Source organism: Polynucleobacter sp. MWH-P3-07-1 (genome assembly GCF_018687555.1).
Taxonomy (GTDB): Bacteria; Pseudomonadota; Gammaproteobacteria; order Burkholderiales; family Burkholderiaceae; genus Polynucleobacter.
Genome location: NZ_CP061296.1, coordinates 1,160,377 through 1,178,235 on the forward strand (window position 1 = coordinate 1,160,377; position 17,859 = coordinate 1,178,235).

The 17,859-nt window shown below is 47.4% G+C and carries 17 protein-coding genes; 7 read left to right on the plus strand and 10 right to left on the minus strand.

Annotated features, from left to right (window positions below; all coding sequences use genetic code 11):
• Positions 1–78 precede the first annotated feature (78 nt).
• Positions 79–1,071: a tripartite tricarboxylate transporter substrate-binding protein gene (locus ICU98_RS06045; RefSeq protein ID WP_215351344.1), complete on the plus strand. Its 993-nt coding sequence runs from the start codon at positions 79–81 to the stop codon at positions 1,069–1,071.
• A gap of 66 nt (positions 1,072–1,137) precedes the next feature.
• Here ICU98_RS06045 and ICU98_RS06050 read toward each other — a convergent pair whose 3' ends face one another.
• From ICU98_RS06050 to ICU98_RS06060, 3 genes are read right to left on the minus strand one after another with little or no spacing between them, the layout of a single operon-like run.
• Positions 1,138–1,782, minus strand: coding sequence for a hypothetical protein (locus ICU98_RS06050; RefSeq protein ID WP_215351347.1), 645 nt, complete (start codon positions 1,780–1,782; stop codon positions 1,138–1,140).
• The gene (locus ICU98_RS06055; protein ID WP_215351350.1) at positions 1,782–2,987 is read right to left on the minus strand and encodes an exo-alpha-sialidase; all 1,206 of its coding nucleotides are present in this window, start codon (positions 2,985–2,987) and stop codon (positions 1,782–1,784) included. The genes ICU98_RS06050 and ICU98_RS06055 overlap by 1 nt, the downstream gene beginning before the upstream one ends.
• Positions 2,984–4,726: a glycosyltransferase family 39 protein gene (locus ICU98_RS06060; protein WP_215351353.1), complete on the minus strand. Its 1,743-nt coding sequence runs from the start codon at positions 4,724–4,726 to the stop codon at positions 2,984–2,986. Before ICU98_RS06060 ends, ICU98_RS06055 begins: the two co-directional genes overlap by 4 nt.
• Before the next feature lie 64 nt (positions 4,727–4,790).
• Between ICU98_RS06060 and ICU98_RS06065 the strand changes: the two genes are divergently transcribed.
• The 4 genes from ICU98_RS06065 (at position 4,791) to ICU98_RS06080 (ending at position 7,760) form a co-directional block, all read left to right on the plus strand.
• The gene (locus ICU98_RS06065) at positions 4,791–5,105 is read left to right on the plus strand and encodes a c-type cytochrome (protein WP_215351356.1); all 315 of its coding nucleotides are present in this window, start codon (positions 4,791–4,793) and stop codon (positions 5,103–5,105) included.
• Positions 5,106–5,109: 4 nt separating this feature from the next.
• Entirely contained in the window at positions 5,110–6,390 is a 1,281-nt protein-coding gene (locus tag ICU98_RS06070; protein WP_215351359.1) for an NAD(P)/FAD-dependent oxidoreductase, read from the plus strand.
• Positions 6,391–6,457: 67 nt separating this feature from the next.
• Positions 6,458–7,435 carry a DnaJ C-terminal domain-containing protein gene (locus ICU98_RS06075; RefSeq protein ID WP_215351361.1) on the plus strand — a complete coding sequence of 326 codons (978 nt, stop codon included), beginning with the start codon at positions 6,458–6,460 and terminating at the stop codon, positions 7,433–7,435.
• A gap of 4 nt (positions 7,436–7,439) precedes the next feature.
• Complete coding sequence (locus tag ICU98_RS06080) at positions 7,440–7,760, plus strand: chaperone modulator CbpM (RefSeq protein ID WP_215351364.1); 321 nt, start codon at positions 7,440–7,442, stop codon at positions 7,758–7,760.
• Here ICU98_RS06080 and ICU98_RS06085 read toward each other — a convergent pair.
• Genes ICU98_RS06085 through ICU98_RS06115 form a run of 7 tightly spaced genes read right to left on the minus strand, consistent with a single transcriptional unit; the run spans position 7,757 to position 15,707 of the window.
• Positions 7,757–9,664, minus strand: coding sequence for an ATP-binding cassette domain-containing protein (locus ICU98_RS06085; protein ID WP_215351367.1), 1,908 nt, complete (start codon positions 9,662–9,664; stop codon positions 7,757–7,759). The two genes, ICU98_RS06080 and ICU98_RS06085, sit on opposite strands and share 4 nt — an antisense overlap.
• A gap of 47 nt (positions 9,665–9,711) precedes the next feature.
• On the minus strand, positions 9,712–10,164 hold the full coding sequence (gene moaE / locus ICU98_RS06090; RefSeq protein ID WP_215335890.1) for a molybdopterin synthase catalytic subunit MoaE: 453 nt from the start codon (positions 10,162–10,164) through the stop codon (positions 9,712–9,714).
• A 3-nt stretch (positions 10,165–10,167) separates the two neighbouring features.
• Entirely contained in the window at positions 10,168–10,425 is a 258-nt protein-coding gene (gene moaD, locus ICU98_RS06095; protein ID WP_215351370.1) for a molybdopterin converting factor subunit 1, read from the minus strand.
• Between the two features lie 3 nt (positions 10,426–10,428).
• Entirely contained in the window at positions 10,429–11,670 is a 1,242-nt protein-coding gene (glp, locus tag ICU98_RS06100; protein ID WP_215351372.1) for a gephyrin-like molybdotransferase Glp, read from the minus strand.
• 18 nt (positions 11,671–11,688) lie between these two features.
• Positions 11,689–13,131, minus strand: a complete 1,443-nt coding sequence (gene thrC, locus ICU98_RS06105; protein WP_215351375.1) for a threonine synthase — start codon at positions 13,129–13,131, stop codon at positions 11,689–11,691.
• 9 nt (positions 13,132–13,140) lie between these two features.
• Complete coding sequence (locus ICU98_RS06110) at positions 13,141–14,451, minus strand: homoserine dehydrogenase (protein WP_215351378.1); 1,311 nt, start codon at positions 14,449–14,451, stop codon at positions 13,141–13,143.
• Complete coding sequence (locus tag ICU98_RS06115; RefSeq protein ID WP_215351381.1) at positions 14,448–15,707, minus strand: pyridoxal phosphate-dependent aminotransferase; 1,260 nt, start codon at positions 15,705–15,707, stop codon at positions 14,448–14,450. The genes ICU98_RS06110 and ICU98_RS06115 overlap by 4 nt, the downstream gene beginning before the upstream one ends.
• A gap of 78 nt (positions 15,708–15,785) precedes the next feature.
• On the opposite strand from ICU98_RS06115, the gene ICU98_RS06120 reads away from it, so the two are divergent.
• Positions 15,786–16,166: an Mth938-like domain-containing protein gene (locus ICU98_RS06120; RefSeq protein WP_215351384.1), complete on the plus strand. Its 381-nt coding sequence runs from the start codon at positions 15,786–15,788 to the stop codon at positions 16,164–16,166.
• Complete coding sequence (locus ICU98_RS06125) at positions 16,163–17,857, plus strand: glycosyltransferase family 39 protein (protein ID WP_215351387.1); 1,695 nt, start codon at positions 16,163–16,165, stop codon at positions 17,855–17,857. The genes ICU98_RS06120 and ICU98_RS06125 overlap by 4 nt, the downstream gene beginning before the upstream one ends.
• The last annotated feature ends 2 nt before the right edge of the window (positions 17,858–17,859 follow it).

The following is a 17,859-nucleotide window of genomic DNA, read 5'->3' on the forward strand; positions in this document are numbered from 1 at the left end:
ACTAATCTAGCAAAGCCCTAAAGCTGGCACAATCACAGCTAGATAAAAAGTCATTCGAGCTTGAAAACGGAGATCCCCATGAAGATTCGCTCATCAATATTTAGCAGCATATTTGCACTGGTTGCCGCCACTTGTGGTCTAAGCGGAACTGCAATGGCTGCAGATACCTACCCCAATAAACCCATTACTTTAGTGGTACCTTTCTCAGCAGGCGGACCCACTGATGCAGTTGCCCGTTTAATCGCAGTGCCTATGGGCAAAGAGCTTGGCCAAACGGTGATTGTTGAAAATACTGTGGGTGCTGGTGGCACGATTGCCTCTACTCGTGTGGCACGGGCGGCTCCAGATGGATACATTTTGTATCTCCATCATATGGGGATGGCAACTGCACCAGCTTTATATAAAAAGCTCCCCTTTGATCCCATGAAAGACTTTGAATATATTGGCCAGGTCGTTGATGTGCCAATGGTGCTCTTGGGTCGTAAAAACTTTCCAGCAAACAACTTTAAAGAACTTGAGGCTTATATCAAAGCCAATAAAGAAAAGGTAACAATTGCTAACGCAGGGCCCGGCTCAGTATCTCAATTATGTGGTCTTTTATTAATGTCTCGTGAAGGTGTGGAACTTACCACTGTGCCCTATAAAGGCACTGGCCCCGCCCTAACTGACCTTTTAGGCGGTCAAGTTGATTTGTTGTGTGATCAAACAACGCAAACCGTCCCCTATATCAAAGACAATTTAGTGAAGACCTATGGGGTTACAACACTGAAACGCCTTCCAGGTCTGCCTGGCATTCCTACACTTGATGAACAGGGTCTAAAAGGTTTTGAGGTCAAAGCGTGGCATGGGCTCTATGCGCCTAAAGGTACGCCACCAGAAGTGCTTGCCAGAATTAACAAAGCGCTCAAAGTGGCTCTCAATAATCCTGAGGTCAAAGCCCGCTTAGGCGAATCGAATATTGAAGTTGTCCCAATGAGCAAAGTGACTTCCGAATCCCTCAAAACTCAACTAGACTCTGAAATTAATAAATGGGGTCCCGTCATTCGTAAAGCAGGGGCTTATGCAGATTAAATATTTGACTCGACTCCATTAGTGAAAAAGCCAGCGTGATGCTGGCTTTTTTCTTGTAGCAAGATCTTATCCCGCTCTAAATAAGAATCCTGACTGCAAACGCTCGCGTCGCTTACGTCGGATAGCACTGATACAAGCAAATAAAGCCCAAATCATGAGGAAAGGATCCAATAAATAATCCCAGAGGTTCGCAGACTCATGCCAATGAATCGACCACGCCAGAATCGCCAAGGCAATAATCAATGCGCCCTTAGTCCAGTTTACGATTGCCAGGATAGCCGCAAATATCGACACGACCATCAAGAACCCAATACTCGCATAGCCCCACCCATAAGGATCAAACATTCCGACACCAAGCGCAAAGGGATAAAAACCGAATGCGATGACGACGATCGACACCTTAAACCCAATCGGCACAAAATGTGCTTCGGTATTTCTGGGATCAACGCGATCAAGTAAGACACTCGACCACAGTAAGAGCAAAGTGACCACACTGAGATCGCCAGTTACACCGCGGATATAGGCTGCTAGTGGCAATTGCATAAACATACCGAGCGGCCAATAAAAAAGATTGGCTAACAACAAGGCTAAGATCATTCGGGCTGCCACCGGTATTTGCGCCTCGAAGTTTCTTTGGATCGCCCAAACTATGAGCGCGGCACAAGTGATCGACATCTCGAGCAAGGCAATCGTCTGCATGATATTTTTCATTACTTAGCCTCCTCGCTGTTTGCGGACTTAGCTTGTGCATTGCTATAAGCTTGCTGAATCCAGCCAGCATCAAAACGAATATGCCGAATCTTTTTTCGATCCCAGGTATAGACCAAGTCGACTTGAGCACCATTAGCAACGATGTAAGGATAAGAAAACTCTCGGCGCTGTTCTGGTGCCAAGGCTTCATCATCCTCGAGCACATCAATGATTTGCCATTGCGCAGCTGAATGATCCTGAGCCAGCATCACCAAACGATCGCGCCCCGATTCGAGGTCATTGGCTACGAGCACTCTTAAGCCACTGGGTAACAGCACTCCCGTAATGGCAGCATTAGGATTGGCAATCGGAAGGTCGGCTTGAGCCTGCCAAGACTGGCCGGCATTTTGCGTTTCACTAACAGGGATTTGATGTACTTGGGAGCCTCCTCGGGTCTGACGGAAGTAGGCATGGGCTTTTTCAGGGCCATCGATCAACACGAGTGGCTGAATCGCACTTCGGCCTGAACTCATCCGGCGCTTATCAATGACTTGATCACCATCGATTCGCAGTAACTCCCCAAACTTACCAATCCACTCGTGGTAAGCGGGTAAACCGAGGCGACTATCTGTAAAAGAAATAGCGGGTGTTTTTACTAAGGTACTCAAGTTGGTAAACGGCGAAGTAATTAAGCGTTGTGGCTTACTCCACGTTAGCCCCTCATCAGCCGAACTCATGGTGGAGATTGAGCTACCTGCCCATCCCCCTATGGATACCGTAACAAAAAATAGTTGTAGCTGCCCGTCAGCCGCCCTAGCAGGAACAGGATTACCCAATTTGGCAATATAGCGCGCCAAGGATTTTTCAGCAGTTAACCGATCGATCACTACCGTCGGCTCACCCCAAGTATTAGTGTGTGGGTCAAATACCGCACTGTTGATCACTACATCTGCTGCCCCCTCGCGGCTACCGGCAAACCAGAAGGCTCGCAATGCGCCATCTTTCAGGGTAATCAATGAAGCCGCATGAACTGAGGCTGCGCCAGTATCGGGCAGCCAATCTGATTTGGGCTGAACCACTCCCGCTTTACTGTTGTGGCTAGATTCTGGGTCAGCACTAACCAGCTCTTGTATCTGAAACGGTGCCCATGCAGGATGACTATCCACATGCAAGAAACCGAGGACTGTTGCCAGCAATAAAAAACAGAGTGCTACTACGCGCATCATCTACAAGCATCCTTAGGCAGCCCGCTGCTTAATTCATTACCAGGCTCAACACTTGGAACGATAGCCGGGCCTGCGATTAAATATTCATTCACAAAAAGATACTCTCCAATATGACCCTTCAGTATCGCCTCAATCTCTTGGGGCGTTTGTCTTGCCCGCATTTCCATACGGTGGCCAATGATATTGCAAGAGGGGCAAGCTGCTAGCTTCTCTTCAATTGATGAGTTCAAAGGGGCTTGAACTGCCACCAATGGATATTGGCCTAGTAAGCCGGTGATGTCATTTGCCTGCTGAGATGGATAACCATGTAACTGCGCCCCAGGTAATAGCAAGCGATACTCCTCGTCTTTGGCGCGATAGTCACAAGGAATCCAGACTGCTTTTTCCTGAACAGCTTCAATGGCCTGGAAATCATAGCGACCCAATGCTCCCTCCAGTGGGGCAAGACTACTATTGAGAGCGCAATAAGAGAGAAAGCAGACAGCCAATGTCAGCGACTTACACCATTGCGTTTTGGTAAGACCCAGTAATGCGCAAGTCACGCTGATGGCCATCAAGACCCAATGCCCAGAGGAGTAATGCCAGATAGGATTTTCAGCTTGGAGATTAAAGCCTACCCACGTTAGAGCACCGAGGATGATCAACTGTAGAACCAAAGCAAACCGAAAGCCCCAAAAGGATAAGTGTTGCCAATGTAGCGCAATCAATGCAGCAAAGGCTGGCATCACAGGCAATAGATAGCGTCCAGAGCGTTGACTTGGCAAGCTAAAGACAATCAAGAAGGCTGCAATCAAGAGTAGTAGGAGATTTTCTTCAATGGAAAGAAAGCGCCGCTCACGCCAGCATTGCCAGAGCGTGTTAACCAGGACGGCAATGAATAGACCAGCGTTGGCTAATGTGGTGAGAATCAGCATCCAGATACTATCGCCACCTCGGAAGAGATCGAATAAGTAGTTAGAGCTTCTCGCCTGAAACTTGCCCGCGTTCTCACCCAAGACAAATTCTCTCCAAATTGCCTCAGGAGAAGGATCGAGCAAGAACCAAAGAGCAAATACACCCAAGGCCACAATCACAATCAAGGCCAACTTCAAGAGATCGCGGGTAATGAATTTAGACAGACTCCACTCACGCCAGCGCCAGTAATAGAGAGTCAGGGCAAATGTGGCTGGCACGATATAGGCAAAAGATTTAGCAAGCAATGCCAGACCAAAACATAGGGCAGCAAATACCGGGAATAGCAAACGGGAGTCAAAGGCTGTCTTACCCCAATACAACAATCCCATAAAAGGAAGGGTTAAGAAAAAGACTTCCGCGGGATCAGTTAAGAAAGGTCGACCATAACGATAGCTTGAGAAAAAAGCTAGCCACACTAGAGCAGCCAATATTCCTGTCTTTGTTTGAGCGCTAAAACGTCGCACCGCTAAAAATAAGAAGAAAGCGGTTAAGCCCGTATACAGCAGATTGGGCCACCGAAGATTCCATAGGGTCCACTGACTTGCCCAAGAGGTACTGGCAATTCCCTGCCAAAACAGTAAGGGAGGTTTAGTATTTTTTAAGCCATCCATCTCGGACTGTAAAGGCAACCAATGACCAGAGTCTGCAGTGAGGCGCACGATATGCATATAGGGATACTCATCCCCATTCTTCGGAGCAAAGCGGCTATCTAATCCATAAAAATAGCTCACGACCGCTAATAACAGGATTAGAAGCGCGCTACGGATTGAGAAATTGCCTTGCATCCCGACAGTTTATCGGTTTTGATCGGGAGGGATAAAATGAATCCATGAATCATAGAGACCTCAAGTGAAATCCCTCGCCTATAGCGTTTTACTATTTGCCAGCCTCAGCTCTTCTTGCTGGGCTCAAATCTCTACAGCCGATCAACTTGATCAACAGGGTTTGGCTGCTACTTGTGCCAATTGCCATGGTACGAATGGCAAGGGCTTACCCAATGCCAGCATTCCTTTAATTAGCCAATTGAGCAGCGAAGAATTACTGGCACAACTTTTAGCTTATAAATCAGGTAATCGGGCTGGCACGCTCATGCCTCAGTTAACGAAAGGCTATACCGATGCCCAGCTAGAGAGCATTGCCAATCAACTTGGTCAGAAGCCATAAACAGATGAACAATAGTCGCCGTCACTTTCTTGCTCATGGTGCTGCTGGCTTAAGCTTGCTGGGGGGATTCTCATCTTTTGCCCGAGCCGGCTTAGATAAAGCACAGATTTTAGTCATTGGTGGTGGCTTTGGTGGTGCGACGGCTGCTAAATATCTGCGCCTGTTTTCGAACAATACGGCCAATGTCATATTGATTGAACCTAATGCGAGCTTCTTGTCATGTCCCATGTCGAATTTTGTTGTGGCAGGTATGCGTTCGATGGCAGACATTACATCACCCTATGACAGCCTGACCAAGCATCATGGCATCAAACTCATTCGTGATAGCGTGAGTGCGATAGATCCTGACAAGAAGACTGTCAAACTGTCTTCAGGATCGGTTATCGGCTACGACAAAGTTGTACTTTCTCCCGGCATCAGTTTGATGACGAATTCGATTGAGGGTCTTGCTAAAGCCAATCAAGCAGGCGTGACATTACAAGCCTGGAAGGCTGGTCCTGAAACGCTGATGCTCTATAAACAATTAGCTGCTATGCACGATGGTGGCGTATTCGCTATCAGTATTCCTGAAGCGCCCTATCGCTGTCCTCCTGGACCATATGAACGCGCCAGCTTGGTTGCCAATTACTTAAAGCAACATAAACCGAAGTCTAAAGTACTCATTTTGGATGCCAATCAAGACATCACCTCAAAAGGAGCGCTCTTTAAAAAAGCTTGGTCAGAGCAATACTCGGGGCTAATTGAATATCTTCCTTCACACAACGTTACCGGCGTTGATCCAAAAACCAAAACACTCCGCTTCGAAGTGCAAGATGATGTGCGAGCCGATGTGTTGAATGTTTTACCAGCCATGAGTGCTGGTGAAATTGCTATCAAAACTGGGCTCGCGAATGCAAATGGACGCTGGGTCAATGTTGACTTCCTCAATTTTGAAGCCACTGCAACGAGGGATATTCATGTACTGGGAGATGCTATCCAGACAGCGCCACTCATGCCAAAGTCAGGTCATATGGCCAATCAACATGCCAAAGTAGCTGCAGCAGCCATCATTGCACAGCTGAACGATTGGCCAATCAACCCTGCGCCCGTTGTCAATAACACTTGCTATAGCTTTGTGAGCGAGCAAGCCGCCGTTCATATTGCCAGCGTTCATCAATACGATGCCCAAGCAAAAACATTTAAATCAGTACCAGGCGCTGGTGGTCTCTCTTCCGAACCCTCTAATACAGAGGCAAGCTACGCTTGGGGCTGGGCACACAATATCTGGGCAGACACCTTAGCGTAATTGAAAGACGAAGGGCTGTAGAATCCACCTATTGAGGTAAACATTCAATGGGGATCACGCTAGAACCATGAAATTTCGGGACTATTACGAAACACTCGGTGTTGCCCGTGGCGCAACTGAAGCAGAAATCAAGACTGCTTATCGCAAGCTTGCTCGCAAATATCACCCAGATGTCAATAAAGAGAAGGATGCTGAAGAGCGCTTCAAAGAGATTGGCGAGGCCTACTCCGTTCTCAAAGATACAGAAAAGCGGGCGGCCTACGATCAAATGGGTAGCAATTGGAAGCAAGGCCAAGACTTTAGTCCTCCTCCTAATTGGAATGCCGGTTTTGAATTTTCTGAGGATCCAAATACTGGCTTCGGAGGATATGGTGGTGGCTACGACGGCGATCAAAGCGAATTCTTTGAATCGTTGTTTGGGCGAGCAAGACACCGTCAGGGTAGTCGTGGTGGCAATCCTCGCCAAGGTATGCATTTCAAAGGGCAAGATCATCACGCCAAGATTCTGATTGATTTATCGGATGCCTATAACGGCGCTAAGCGCACGATCTCTTTGCACATGCCAGTACAAGATGCAGAAGGACATGTGATTACGCAAGAGCGTAAATTGGATGTCAATATTCCAAAAGGGATTAAGGCTGGGCAGAACCTGCGTCTTAGTGGCCAAGGTGGTCCCGGCATGGGTGATGGTGGCGCCGGTGATCTCTATTTGGAAATTGAGTTCCACCCTAACCCACTTTACAAAGTAGATGGCAAAGATGTGTATCTCGATTTACCGCTGGCTCCTTGGGAGGCAGCATTAGGTACGAATGTGAACATTCCCACACCAGCTGGCAGCACTCTGGAATTAAGCATACCCCCCAACACCAAGTCGGGCCGCAAAATGCGTCTCAAAGGTAAAGGGATACCCAGTAAAGAGCCTGGTGATTTTTATGTCGTACCCAATATTGTTTTACCTGAAGCACAAAGCGATGCACAAAAAGCAGCTTACCAAGAGCTAGAAAAAGTTTTCGATTTCAAGCCTAGATCTCATTTGAAGGGATAAGCGTATGAGCCAAACCAATATCACTTGGATTGAAAGCACTATCGTTGAAGATGAAGTCTATATGACGATCGTGGAACTATCTCACGCAGCCAGCACTCCTGAGGAACTCATCATGGATTGGGTCTCAGAGGGCGTTCTGAGTCCGGCAGGAAGCAGCCCTCAAGATTGGCGCTTTAGTGGCGACTCTTTAAAGCGAGCCAAAACAGCGGCGCGTCTGACTCGGGATTTTGAAATCAATACTTCTGGTTTAGCGCTGGCCTTAGACCTCATGGATCAAATTAGCCAATTGCGCGCAGAGCTATTGCGCTTGAGCGGGCCGGTCTAAGATTCGGATTTGGCGAGTAGCAATTCCCAGCGTTGCATTTTTCGATCTAAGTCAGTATTAATCTCACTCAAGCGAGCTTGTAGGCTCGCCAATAGCTCGGGCTCATTCTGATATAACTCGGGCTTACTCATTGTGATGCCAATCTCTGCCTGCTCTTCCTCTAGCGCTTCAATTTGCAGGGGTAGTTGCTCCAGCTCTTGACGCTCTTTACCATTGAGCTTTTGGACTGTACTCTCGACTTTGATTGGCTTTACCTCTGTCTTGGGCTCTGGCTTTGCTTCTATTTTTGCAGGGGCCTTGCTGGCACGAATTTTGTCAGAGCGCGCCTTTTGAATCTTCCAGTCTTCATAGCCACCCTCGTACTCACGCCAGAAGCCATCGCCCTCATTGGCAATAATGCTCGTTACGACGTTATCCAGAAAATAGCGATCATGGCTTACTAAAAATACCGTCCCTTTGTAATCTTGCAGGAGTTGCTCTAGCAAATCGAGTGTATCGATATCCAGATCATTGGTGGGCTCATCGAGGACCAGGACATTGGCAGGTCTTGCAAACAAGCGGGCTAAGAGCAAACGATTACGTTCGCCACCCGATAAAGTACTCACAGGGGAATTGGTGCGTTCTGGTGCAAACAGAAAATCGCTCAAATAACTCTTGACGTGTTTTTTATTGCCATTGATCTCAACCCACTCACTGCCCGGACTGATGTAATCCTCTAAAGAAGCATTGAGATCAAGACCTTCACGCATTTGGTCAAAGTAAGCCACTTCAATACGGGTACCCATGGTGGCCGAGCCCGAATCTGGTTGAATCGATCCCAAAATCAACTTGAGCAAAGTGGTCTTACCCGCCCCATTAGGCCCCAATAAGCCGACCTTATCGCCACGCAAAATGGTTGCCGTGAAATCTTTCACGATTGGGCGATCATAGGTTTTAGAAACATTCTGTAGATCAGCCACAATCTTGCCACTGCGATCGCCTGCAGAGACGGCCAATTTAACTTGACCAATAGCATCACGACGCTCACTACGACTGGTGCGCAGTTTTTCTAGTCGAGCAATGCGAGCTACGCTCCGGGTTCTTCTAGCCTCTACACCCTTACGAATCCACACCTCTTCTTGCGCCAGCAATTTATCAGCCCGAGCATTAGCGAGAGACTCTGCGCTTAACTCTTGATCCTTCAGTACTTCATAAGCAGAAAAATTACCGGGGTAGGATCTGAGGATACCCCGATCAAGCTCAACAATCTGAGTGCAAACGTTGTCCAAGAATGCGCGGTCATGGGTAATCAGAATTACTGAGCCCTGATACTCTTTCAGCAACTCTTCGAGCCAGGAAATCGAATCTAAATCTAAATGGTTAGTAGGCTCATCTAACAATAAGACGTCAGGCACTTCCACTAAAGCCCTGGCTAGAGCAACTCTTTTTTTGGTACCACCAGACAGGGTATTGATTTTGGCTTCTGCATCGAGATGTAAGCGGTCTAGGGTTTCATGAACACGCTGCTCCCAATTCCAACCGCTAAGCGCTTCTAATTGAGATTGAACTTCGTCAAGGCGATGATGAGAAGCATCATCCCACTCGCCTACGCTCAGTGCCTCATATTCTTCGCGCAGGGCTTTTGCTTGAGCAACACCTTTAGAAACAGCTTCAAAGATGCTTTCATTTGCGTCAAAGAGTGGCTCTTGAGGAACATAAGCAATGCGAAGACCTTGCTGATATTGCAAAAGGCCATCATCAAGCTTTTCTATGCCAGCCAGAATCTTCAATAAAGATGATTTGCCGGTACCATTGCGCCCAATGAGGCCGACACGTTCGCCTGATTCAAGAGAAAAAGCAGTATTTGCGAGTAGATCAACGTGGCCAAAAGCCAGTTTTGCATCAGTGAGTACGATTAGAGCCATGGCAGCATTATCGCTACTTTGAAAAATGCTTCTGAATTATTGCTGCTTTAGCTCTTCTTCCAGCGTGCCATGGCAGCATCATCAGTAACTCTGGCATCAACCCAACGCCCACCTTCGGCAGTCTCTTCCTTTTTCCAGAAGGGAGCAGCAGTTTTGAGGTAATCCATCATGAACTCGCAAGCAGCAAATGCTTCGGCTCGATGCGCGCTTGTGACTGCTACTAGAACGATTTGATCCTCAGGTTTGAGGGGTCCTACGCGGTGAATAATCAAGGTATTGCTGATATCCCAGCGAGTTTTGGCTTGAGCAACGATCGCCTCCAAGGCTTTCTCAGTCATACCAGGGTAATGCTCTAGGGTCATTGAATACACCTCACTACCCTCATTCATATCTCTTACAGTACCCAGAAAAGAGACCACTGCACCAACTTGCAAATCACCTTTACGTAGATTGGTAATCTCTGTGCTGAGGTCAAAGTCGGCTTCTTGTATGCGAATCATTTTTTATCCTCCGGTTACCGGTGGAAAGAAAGCGACTTCCGCATCTTCCATTAATGGCGTACTTGAATCAACCATCTCTTGATTTAAGGCACAACGAATAATCCTGTTGCCAGTGAAGACCTCAGACCACAGCGCATCTCGTTTGCAAAGATAAGTCTTGAGATCATCGATCGTCTTTACTTCTGCCGGGACATCGATACTTTCTTCAGAAACACCCAGCTTCTCACGGAGAGCAGCAAAGAAGCGTAATTGAATCTGCATAGATTAAGCGAGTAACGCACTAAAAGGGATGTACTTCACCATACTACCCGCCTCAAAGGCTTGGCCTGCCGGACAGTCAATCAAACCATCACCCCATGAGGCACTGGTTAAAACACCTGAACTTTGATTGGGAAATAAATCTAGACCGCCTTTGCTATTGACTTTAACGCGCAAGAATTCATTACGCCGATCTGCTTTAGGCCAATTGAAATCAGCTCGCATTGGGTAGGCAGTCATCGATCCTGAATCACGCCCTTGTAATTTCAGAATGAAAGGGCGAACAAAGAGCAAGAAAGTGACAAAGCTAGAAACCGGATTGCCAGGCAAGCCGATAAACCAAGCCTCTCCTGACCCTGCTTGTTCTGCTTTACGAACCGCCCCGAATGCCAAAGGCTTTCCGGGCTTAATGGCGATCTGCCATAAATCTAGGCGGCCTTCTGCAGTCACTGCAGGCTTAATGTGATCCTCTTCACCTACCGATACTCCACCAGAGGTAATAATCAAATCATGATCTTTGCTAGCTTTGCGCAAGGCCTCGCGTGTTGCATCGAGCCGATCCGGAATAATTCCCAAATCCGTCGCGTCACATCCTAATGAACGTAAGCAGGCTAACAAGGTATCGCGATTAGAGTTGTAAATACCGCCTGGCTTTAAAGGCTCACCTGGTAGAGCTAACTCATCGCCAGTGAAGAATGCGGCAACGCGTACGCGACGCTTCACATTTAAATGGGTTAAACCGGCCGAAGCAGCAACCCCTAACTCTTGAGGGCGCAAAAACGTTCCAGCCTGAAGCGCCACTTTTCCAGCGCTGAGATCCTCACCGCGACGACGAATCCATTGACCTAATTTAGGGATGTAATTCACTTGCACTTGATCGGCATGACCTTCAATAAGAGTGGTGTCTTCCTGAATAATGATCGCATCCGCATTAGGTGGGATAGGTGCCCCTGTAAAAATTCGTGCAGCACACCCTACCTCCAAAGGCTTCCCTACCAAACCCGCCGGAATCCGCTGGTTCACTTTTAGTACTGCACCCTCTTTGGTGATGTCAGCAGTTCGCACTGCATAGCCATCCATTGAGGTGTTGTCCAGTGGCGGCACATCTACTAAGCTATTAACATCTTCAGCAAGCACTCTCCCAAGGGCAGCTTGCATAGCAACGCGCTCTGTTTCTGAAACTGCTCTTGCATGACTGAGTAAATGCTCAAGTGCCTGCTCAGCAGTCAGCATCGGTGGCTTATTCATAGCAGCTTAAAAATGAAATTAATTAACGTGATCAGTGATGAAAGACTTCACTTGACCGACATCAGCATCGATATTAACAACGCGTTGTGGAAGAGACTTAATACCCTCCAAAGCTTTGGGACAGTCAGCCGGACGACCAAGCGCCTCCAGAATAGTCTCTTCGAACTTGATAGGCAAAGCAGTCTCTAATACAAGCATCGGCACTCCTGCTTGCAGATGCTCACGAGCGACTTTCACGCCATCAGCAGTATGGGTATCGATCACCACACCATAACGTTGGTCGATATCCTGAATGGTTGCAATTCGGTTTTGATGAGTGCTGCGACCAGACTGAAAACCATACTTTGCCATTGTCTGATAAACCGATTCTTTGGAGAGATCAAAACCACCTTGGCTCTCTACTTGCTGAAAGAGCTTGGCTGTAGCTTGACCATCTTGAGACATCAAATCAAATACAAAGCGTTCAAAGTTACTAGCTTTGGAGATATCCATCGATGGGCTAGAAGTGTGCAAAGTTTCAGCAGACTTACGAGCGCGATAGACGCCTGTTTTATAGAACTCGTCGAGCACATCGTTTTCGTTAGTAGCAACCACTAGATGCTCGATTGGCAAACCCATCATGCGAGCGATATGGCCGGCACAGACATTACCAAAGTTACCCGAAGGGACTGTAAAGGATACTTTCTCAGCACTGGATTTAGTGGCCAACAGATAGCCCTGGAAGTAGTAGATCACCTGTGCCACTACCCTGCCCCAGTTGATTGAGTTGACTGTTCCAATCCGGTTCTTCGCTTTAAAAGAAAGATCGTTACTTACTGCCTTCACAATATCTTGGCAGTCATCAAACACGCCACCTACGGCTAAGTTAAAAATATTCGGGTCTTGTAAGGAATACATTTGGGCCGACTGAAAAGCGCTCATCTTCCCACGTGGTGAGAGCATGAATACGGTCACGCCTTCTTTGCCACGCATTGCATACTCAGCGGCGCTACCGGTATCTCCAGAAGTCGCCCCGAGAATATTCAGTTTCTGACCAGCGCGCTTGAGTGCGTATTCAAATAAGTTACCCAGCAATTGCATGGCCATGTCTTTGAAGGCCAAGGTCGGACCATTGGAAAGACTGAGCAATCCAATCTGTGTGCCCTGCTCTTCACCCAACCAATGAATGGGAGTGATATCTTGTGCAGAGTCTGTTGCACGTCCATTGCAATAGACCTGAGCGGTATAGGTCTTGCGCAATAGAGCACGCAGGTCAGCCTCAGGAATGTCATCACAATACAAACTCAGAATCTCATAAGCCAAATCAGCATAGGAGAGGCCACGCCAGCTATCGAGTTGCGCTGTACTAATTTGTGGATAGTGCGTTGGCAGATATAAACCACCATCTGGCGCCAATCCACCCAGGAGAATTTCTAGAAAAGATTGTTGCGGACTATTGCCGCGAGTCGATTGATAACGCATCTTTAAATACTAGGATAAGTTTTCTAAACGAATCTTGGTGACTTCACCCGCAACTGTTTTCAAGCCCTGAATTTCTTGAATGGCAGCCAGCATATTTTTCTCTTTAGTTTCATGAGTCAGAATCACGAGATCCGTTTGACTCTCACCTTCATTGGCTTCTTTTTGAAGCAGCGCATCAATCGAGACACTATGTGAAGCCAAGATTTTAGTTATTTCTGCCAAAACGCCAGCTTGATCCGCCACTCTCAGACGCAAGTAGTAGCTGGTAGTTACTTCACCGATCGGTAAGACAGGAATATCTTGAACAGCATCAGACTGGAAGGCCAAATGGGGAACGCGATTTTGCGGATCAGCTGTAAGCAAGCGAGTAACGTCTACTAAGTCAGCAATTACGGCAGAGGCTGTTGGTTCAGACCCTGCACCCTTACCGTAATACAAAGTCGTTCCGACTGCATCACCAAAAACCTGAACGGCATTCATCGCGCCTTCAACATTAGCAATCAAACGCTTGCTTGGGATCAAGGTAGGATGCACACGCAACTCGATACCAGCGGGCGTTTTCTTGGCAATGCCCAATAATTTGATGCGATAACCTAATTGCTCTGCATAACGAATATCAATCGCGGAGAGTTTTGTAATCCCCTCCACATGCGCTTTATCAAACTGCATTGGAATACCAAATGCAATCGCACTCATGATAGTAGCCTTGTGTGCGGCGTCGATCCCTTCAATATCAAAGGTGGGGTCTGCTTCTGCATACCCTAAACGCTGCGCCTCTTTTAAGACGGTTGCAAAGTCCAAACCTTTGTCACGCATCTCAGAGAGAATGAAATTGGTAGTGCCGTTGATGATGCCAGCAAGCCACTCAATACGATTGGCAGTTAAACCTTCGCGTAGTGCCTTGATGATAGGAATGCCGCCTGCAACCGCAGCTTCAAACGCCACCATCACGCCTTTATCGTGAGCTGCCTTAAAAATCTCATTGCCATGCACTGCAATCAAAGCCTTGTTGGCTGTCACGACATGCTTGCCTGCAGCAATGGCCTCTAAGACCAAGTCTTTGGCAATCCCGTAGCCACCAATCAACTCCACCACAATATCAATTTCAGGATTGTTGATGACAGTGCGAGCATCGTTCACGATCAGCGCATGATTCCCAACCACTTCTTTTGCGCGCTCGACATTTAAATCTGCAACAGTATGAATTCGAATCCCGCGACCCGCACGACGCTGAATCTCATCCTGATTACGCTCGAGAACAGTGAATACGCCACCACCTACAGTGCCAATACCTAACAGACCTACTTGAATCGGTTTCATGATGCCTTTGTTACGGTTGAAGAAGCCACTTTGCGGCCATGTTTATTTCGATAACGCTCTAAGAAACTCGCCAAACGTGTAATTGCTTCTTTAAGAACATCTTCATGCGGCAAGAACACCAAGCGGAAATGATCTGGCGTTGCCCAGTTAAATCCGGAACCCTGCACCAACAGTACTTTTTCTTCTTTTAACAAATCGGCAATAAATTGCTGATCATCTTTGATTGGATACATTTCAGGATCCAACTTAGGGAAAAGATACAAAGCAGATTTGGGTTTGACACAAGTCACGCCTGGGATCGCGGTAATGAGTTTCCAAGCGATATCACGCTGCCTTGCAAGACGACCACCTTCACCTACCAAATCATTGATGCTTTGATAACCACCTAAGGCTGTCTGAATTGCATATTGGCCTGGAACGTTGGCACACAGCCGCATTGAGGACAACATATTGAGCCCCTCAACATAATCCCGTACCATCGACTTATCACCTGAGACCACCATCCAGCCTGCACGGTAGCCGCATGAGCGATAGTTCTTAGATAAGCCATTAAAAGTAATCGTGACAACATCTTTTGAGAGCGAGGCCAAAGACACATGCTTCTCTTGATCGTAAAGCATCTTGTCGTAAATCTCATCTGCAAATAAGATCAAACCATGCTCACGGGCAATCTCGGTCAGCTCTGTCAATACAGCCGTGGAATATATTGCACCAGTAGGATTATTTGGGTTAATCACCACAATCGCTTTAGTGCGTGGCGTAATTTTTTTGCGGAGATCCGCTAAGTCAGGGGCCCACTCTTTTGACTCATCACACAAGTAATGAATCGGTGTGCCGCCAGACAAACTCACGGCAGCCGTCCACAAAGGATAGTCAGGCGCAGGTACTAACACTTCATCACCGTTATTGAGCAATGCATTCATGGCCAAAACAATGAGCTCAGAAACACCATTGCCGGTATAGATGTCATCCAATGTAACGCCTTGGATCCCTTTTTCCTGGCAATACTGCATGATGGCTTTGCGAGCTGCAAAGATTCCTTTTGAGTCCGAGTAAGCTGATGCATTGCTCAGATTGCGGACCATATCCAACTGAATTTCTTCGGGGGGATCAAAGCCAAAGATGCCCACATTACCAATATTGAGCTTAATGATCTTTTGACCCTCTTCTTCCATGCGCTGAGCAAGCTCGAGCACGGGACCACGAATGTCGTAACAAACGTCTTTGAGTTTTTCTGACTTAAGGATCGGCTTCACGGTAAATTAGGGGTAAGTTCTTGAAATCTTGGAAAAAATGCCTAGCTATAATCCCTACAATTATGACAGAGAGTCCATGTGAAGCTTGAATCTGACCCCCATTCTGGAGCTAATACCGTTACCGGTTATGGCGAAGGCTATGTTGAAATCAACAAAGTTCCCTATCAGCACGCCGTACTTCTCAGCTCCAACGGTGAGATTAAGCCTTGGCCAGTAGCCAGCTTTGGTGAACTCGAAGGTGAGCATTTTTCCCAAATAGCCGTCCTAAAGCCCGAACTGATCATCATCGGCACCGGTAAGCGCCAGCAATTTCCTAAGCCGGAGTTACTCAAACCTTTAATCACCGCCAAGATTGGTTTTGAGATCATGGACTCCCAAGCTGCCTGCAGAACCTACAACATCTTGGTTGGGGAAGGACGCCAGGTTTTGCTAGCGCTGATCGTTGAAGGCGCTGCATGAGCTTTAGCTCCAGAAAACCAGAGACCCTATTAAGCCCAGCTAAGGTGCTTTTGCTCCTGGCCATCTATGCATTGATTTGGTTTGGCACACTCAACTATCGCCATCTCATCCCTTCTGATGAAGGTCGCTACGCAGAGATGGCTCGTGAGATGCTGGTCAGTGGTGATTGGCTTACCCCACGCTATAACGGCTACCAATACTTCGAGAAACCTCCTCTACAAATTTGGGCTACTGCAGTTGCATTCAAACTATTTGGTATTGGTGATTGGCAAGCGCGTCTGTGGACAGCCTTAACAGGATTCATCACCATTCTCTTCGTTGGCTTTACTAGTGCACGCATTTATGGTGCGCGTGCCGGCTGGCTTGCAGCAGTAGTTCTCGCTTCCACCCCGATGTGGATTATTGGGGGCCACTTTAATTCTCTAGACATGGGCCTCTCAGCATTTTTGGTGGCCGCACTTTGCAGTCTTTTGCTTTCGCAAACATCGAATAATCAAAACGCTATCAGACAGTGGATGTGGGTCTGCTGGATCATGATGGGTCTAGCAACACTCTCTAAAGGTTTAATTGGGGCTGCCTTACCGCTCTTGGTTTTGATCATGTATTCCATCAGTAGCTGGAACTGGAAAATCTGGAGACAGTTGTCTTTGCTTAGTGGCTTCATTCTTTTCCTAGCAATCACTGCCCCATGGTTTATTTTGGTTTCGATTCGCAATCCGAATTTTGCTGAGTTCTTTTTTATTCACGAGCATCTACAGCGCTTCACCCAAGATGCCCATAGCAGAACAGGGCCGATTTACTACTTCATTCCCCTGCTCTTGATTGGCTTTCTGCCTTGGCTCTCCCAGATGCCCGGTGCTATGGTGCAAGCTTGGAAAGAATCCAAAAGGGGCTTCTCGAGCGCTTGGTTATTGGTGTGTTGGTTTGTGGTGATATTTGGATTCTTTAGCATTTCGCATTCAAAACTCCCCGGCTACATCATGCCAATCTTTCCGGCACTGGCTATGTTGGCGGGATATCGACTCAATCACAACCTAGGTCAAATGAATGCACTTAAGTTCACTTGGCAATTGCAGACCCTTACCTTTGCCGTTCTGGGAGGAATTGGATTCGCATTCTTAGATCAAGTCGGTATTCAGGCGCGCCCCGATGAAATCGCCGCTTATGCGAGCTATACCCATTGGATCATTGTTGCGTTAATTGCTTTAATTATTTTTTCTCTTCTCGCAACCTGGCAAGCTAAGCGCAATGGGCTTATTAGTATTGCTAGCTTTGCTATCGGATTTTTTCTCTGCGCCATCGTTGCAGGGACTGGCCACGAAACTTTGGGACGCACTGTCTCTGGCGTTGATCTAGCTGAGCGAGTGAAGTCCAGCATTCCGCAAAAGGTCAATTTCTATTCCGTGCGCATACTAGATCACACTATGCCCTTCTATTTAGGCAAAACGATGATCATGGTAGAGGATCCCGACGAGCTGGAGTACGGCGTCAGTCAGGAACCCAATCTTTGGCTACCCACCCTAGATGCCTTCATCGAACGTTGGAAAGAGGATCCTAGCAGCTATGCTTTGATGGTGCCTGAGCAATACTTGCAATTACAGCAGCAAGGGCTAGCAATGCAAGAAGTAGACCGTGACTCTCGCCGAGTGGTAGTGAAACATCCTGATAGGCCACAATCTCTGCAACAATAAGA

What these genes read in the sequence shown, in the direction of transcription:
- thrC (WP_215351375.1), bottom strand. Translation starts at nt 13,131, where the DNA reads ATGCGTTATCAATCGACTCGCGGCAATAGTCCGCAACAATCTTTTCTA.
- moaE (WP_215335890.1), bottom strand. Translation starts at nt 10,164, where the DNA reads ATGATTCGCATACAAGAAGCCGACTTTGACCTCAGCACAGAGATTACC.
- ICU98_RS06055 (WP_215351350.1), bottom strand. Translation starts at nt 2,987, where the DNA reads ATGATGCGCGTAGTAGCACTCTGTTTTTTATTGCTGGCAACAGTCCTC.
- ICU98_RS06080 (WP_215351364.1), top strand. Translation starts at nt 7,440, where the DNA reads ATGAGCCAAACCAATATCACTTGGATTGAAAGCACTATCGTTGAAGAT.
- moaD (WP_215351370.1), bottom strand. Translation starts at nt 10,425, where the DNA reads ATGCAGATTCAATTACGCTTCTTTGCTGCTCTCCGTGAGAAGCTGGGT.
- ICU98_RS06110 (WP_215351378.1), bottom strand. Translation starts at nt 14,451, where the DNA reads ATGAAACCGATTCAAGTAGGTCTGTTAGGTATTGGCACTGTAGGTGGT.
- ICU98_RS06050 (WP_215351347.1), bottom strand. Translation starts at nt 1,782, where the DNA reads ATGAAAAATATCATGCAGACGATTGCCTTGCTCGAGATGTCGATCACT.
- ICU98_RS06085 (WP_215351367.1), bottom strand. Translation starts at nt 9,664, where the DNA reads ATGGCTCTAATCGTACTCACTGATGCAAAACTGGCTTTTGGCCACGTT.
- ICU98_RS06060 (WP_215351353.1), bottom strand. Translation starts at nt 4,726, where the DNA reads ATGCAAGGCAATTTCTCAATCCGTAGCGCGCTTCTAATCCTGTTATTA.
- ICU98_RS06125 (WP_215351387.1), top strand. Translation starts at nt 16,163, where the DNA reads ATGAGCTTTAGCTCCAGAAAACCAGAGACCCTATTAAGCCCAGCTAAG.
- glp (WP_215351372.1), bottom strand. Translation starts at nt 11,670, where the DNA reads ATGAATAAGCCACCGATGCTGACTGCTGAGCAGGCACTTGAGCATTTA.
- ICU98_RS06070 (WP_215351359.1), top strand. Translation starts at nt 5,110, where the DNA reads ATGAACAATAGTCGCCGTCACTTTCTTGCTCATGGTGCTGCTGGCTTA.
- ICU98_RS06075 (WP_215351361.1), top strand. Translation starts at nt 6,458, where the DNA reads ATGAAATTTCGGGACTATTACGAAACACTCGGTGTTGCCCGTGGCGCA.
- ICU98_RS06045 (WP_215351344.1), top strand. Translation starts at nt 79, where the DNA reads ATGAAGATTCGCTCATCAATATTTAGCAGCATATTTGCACTGGTTGCC.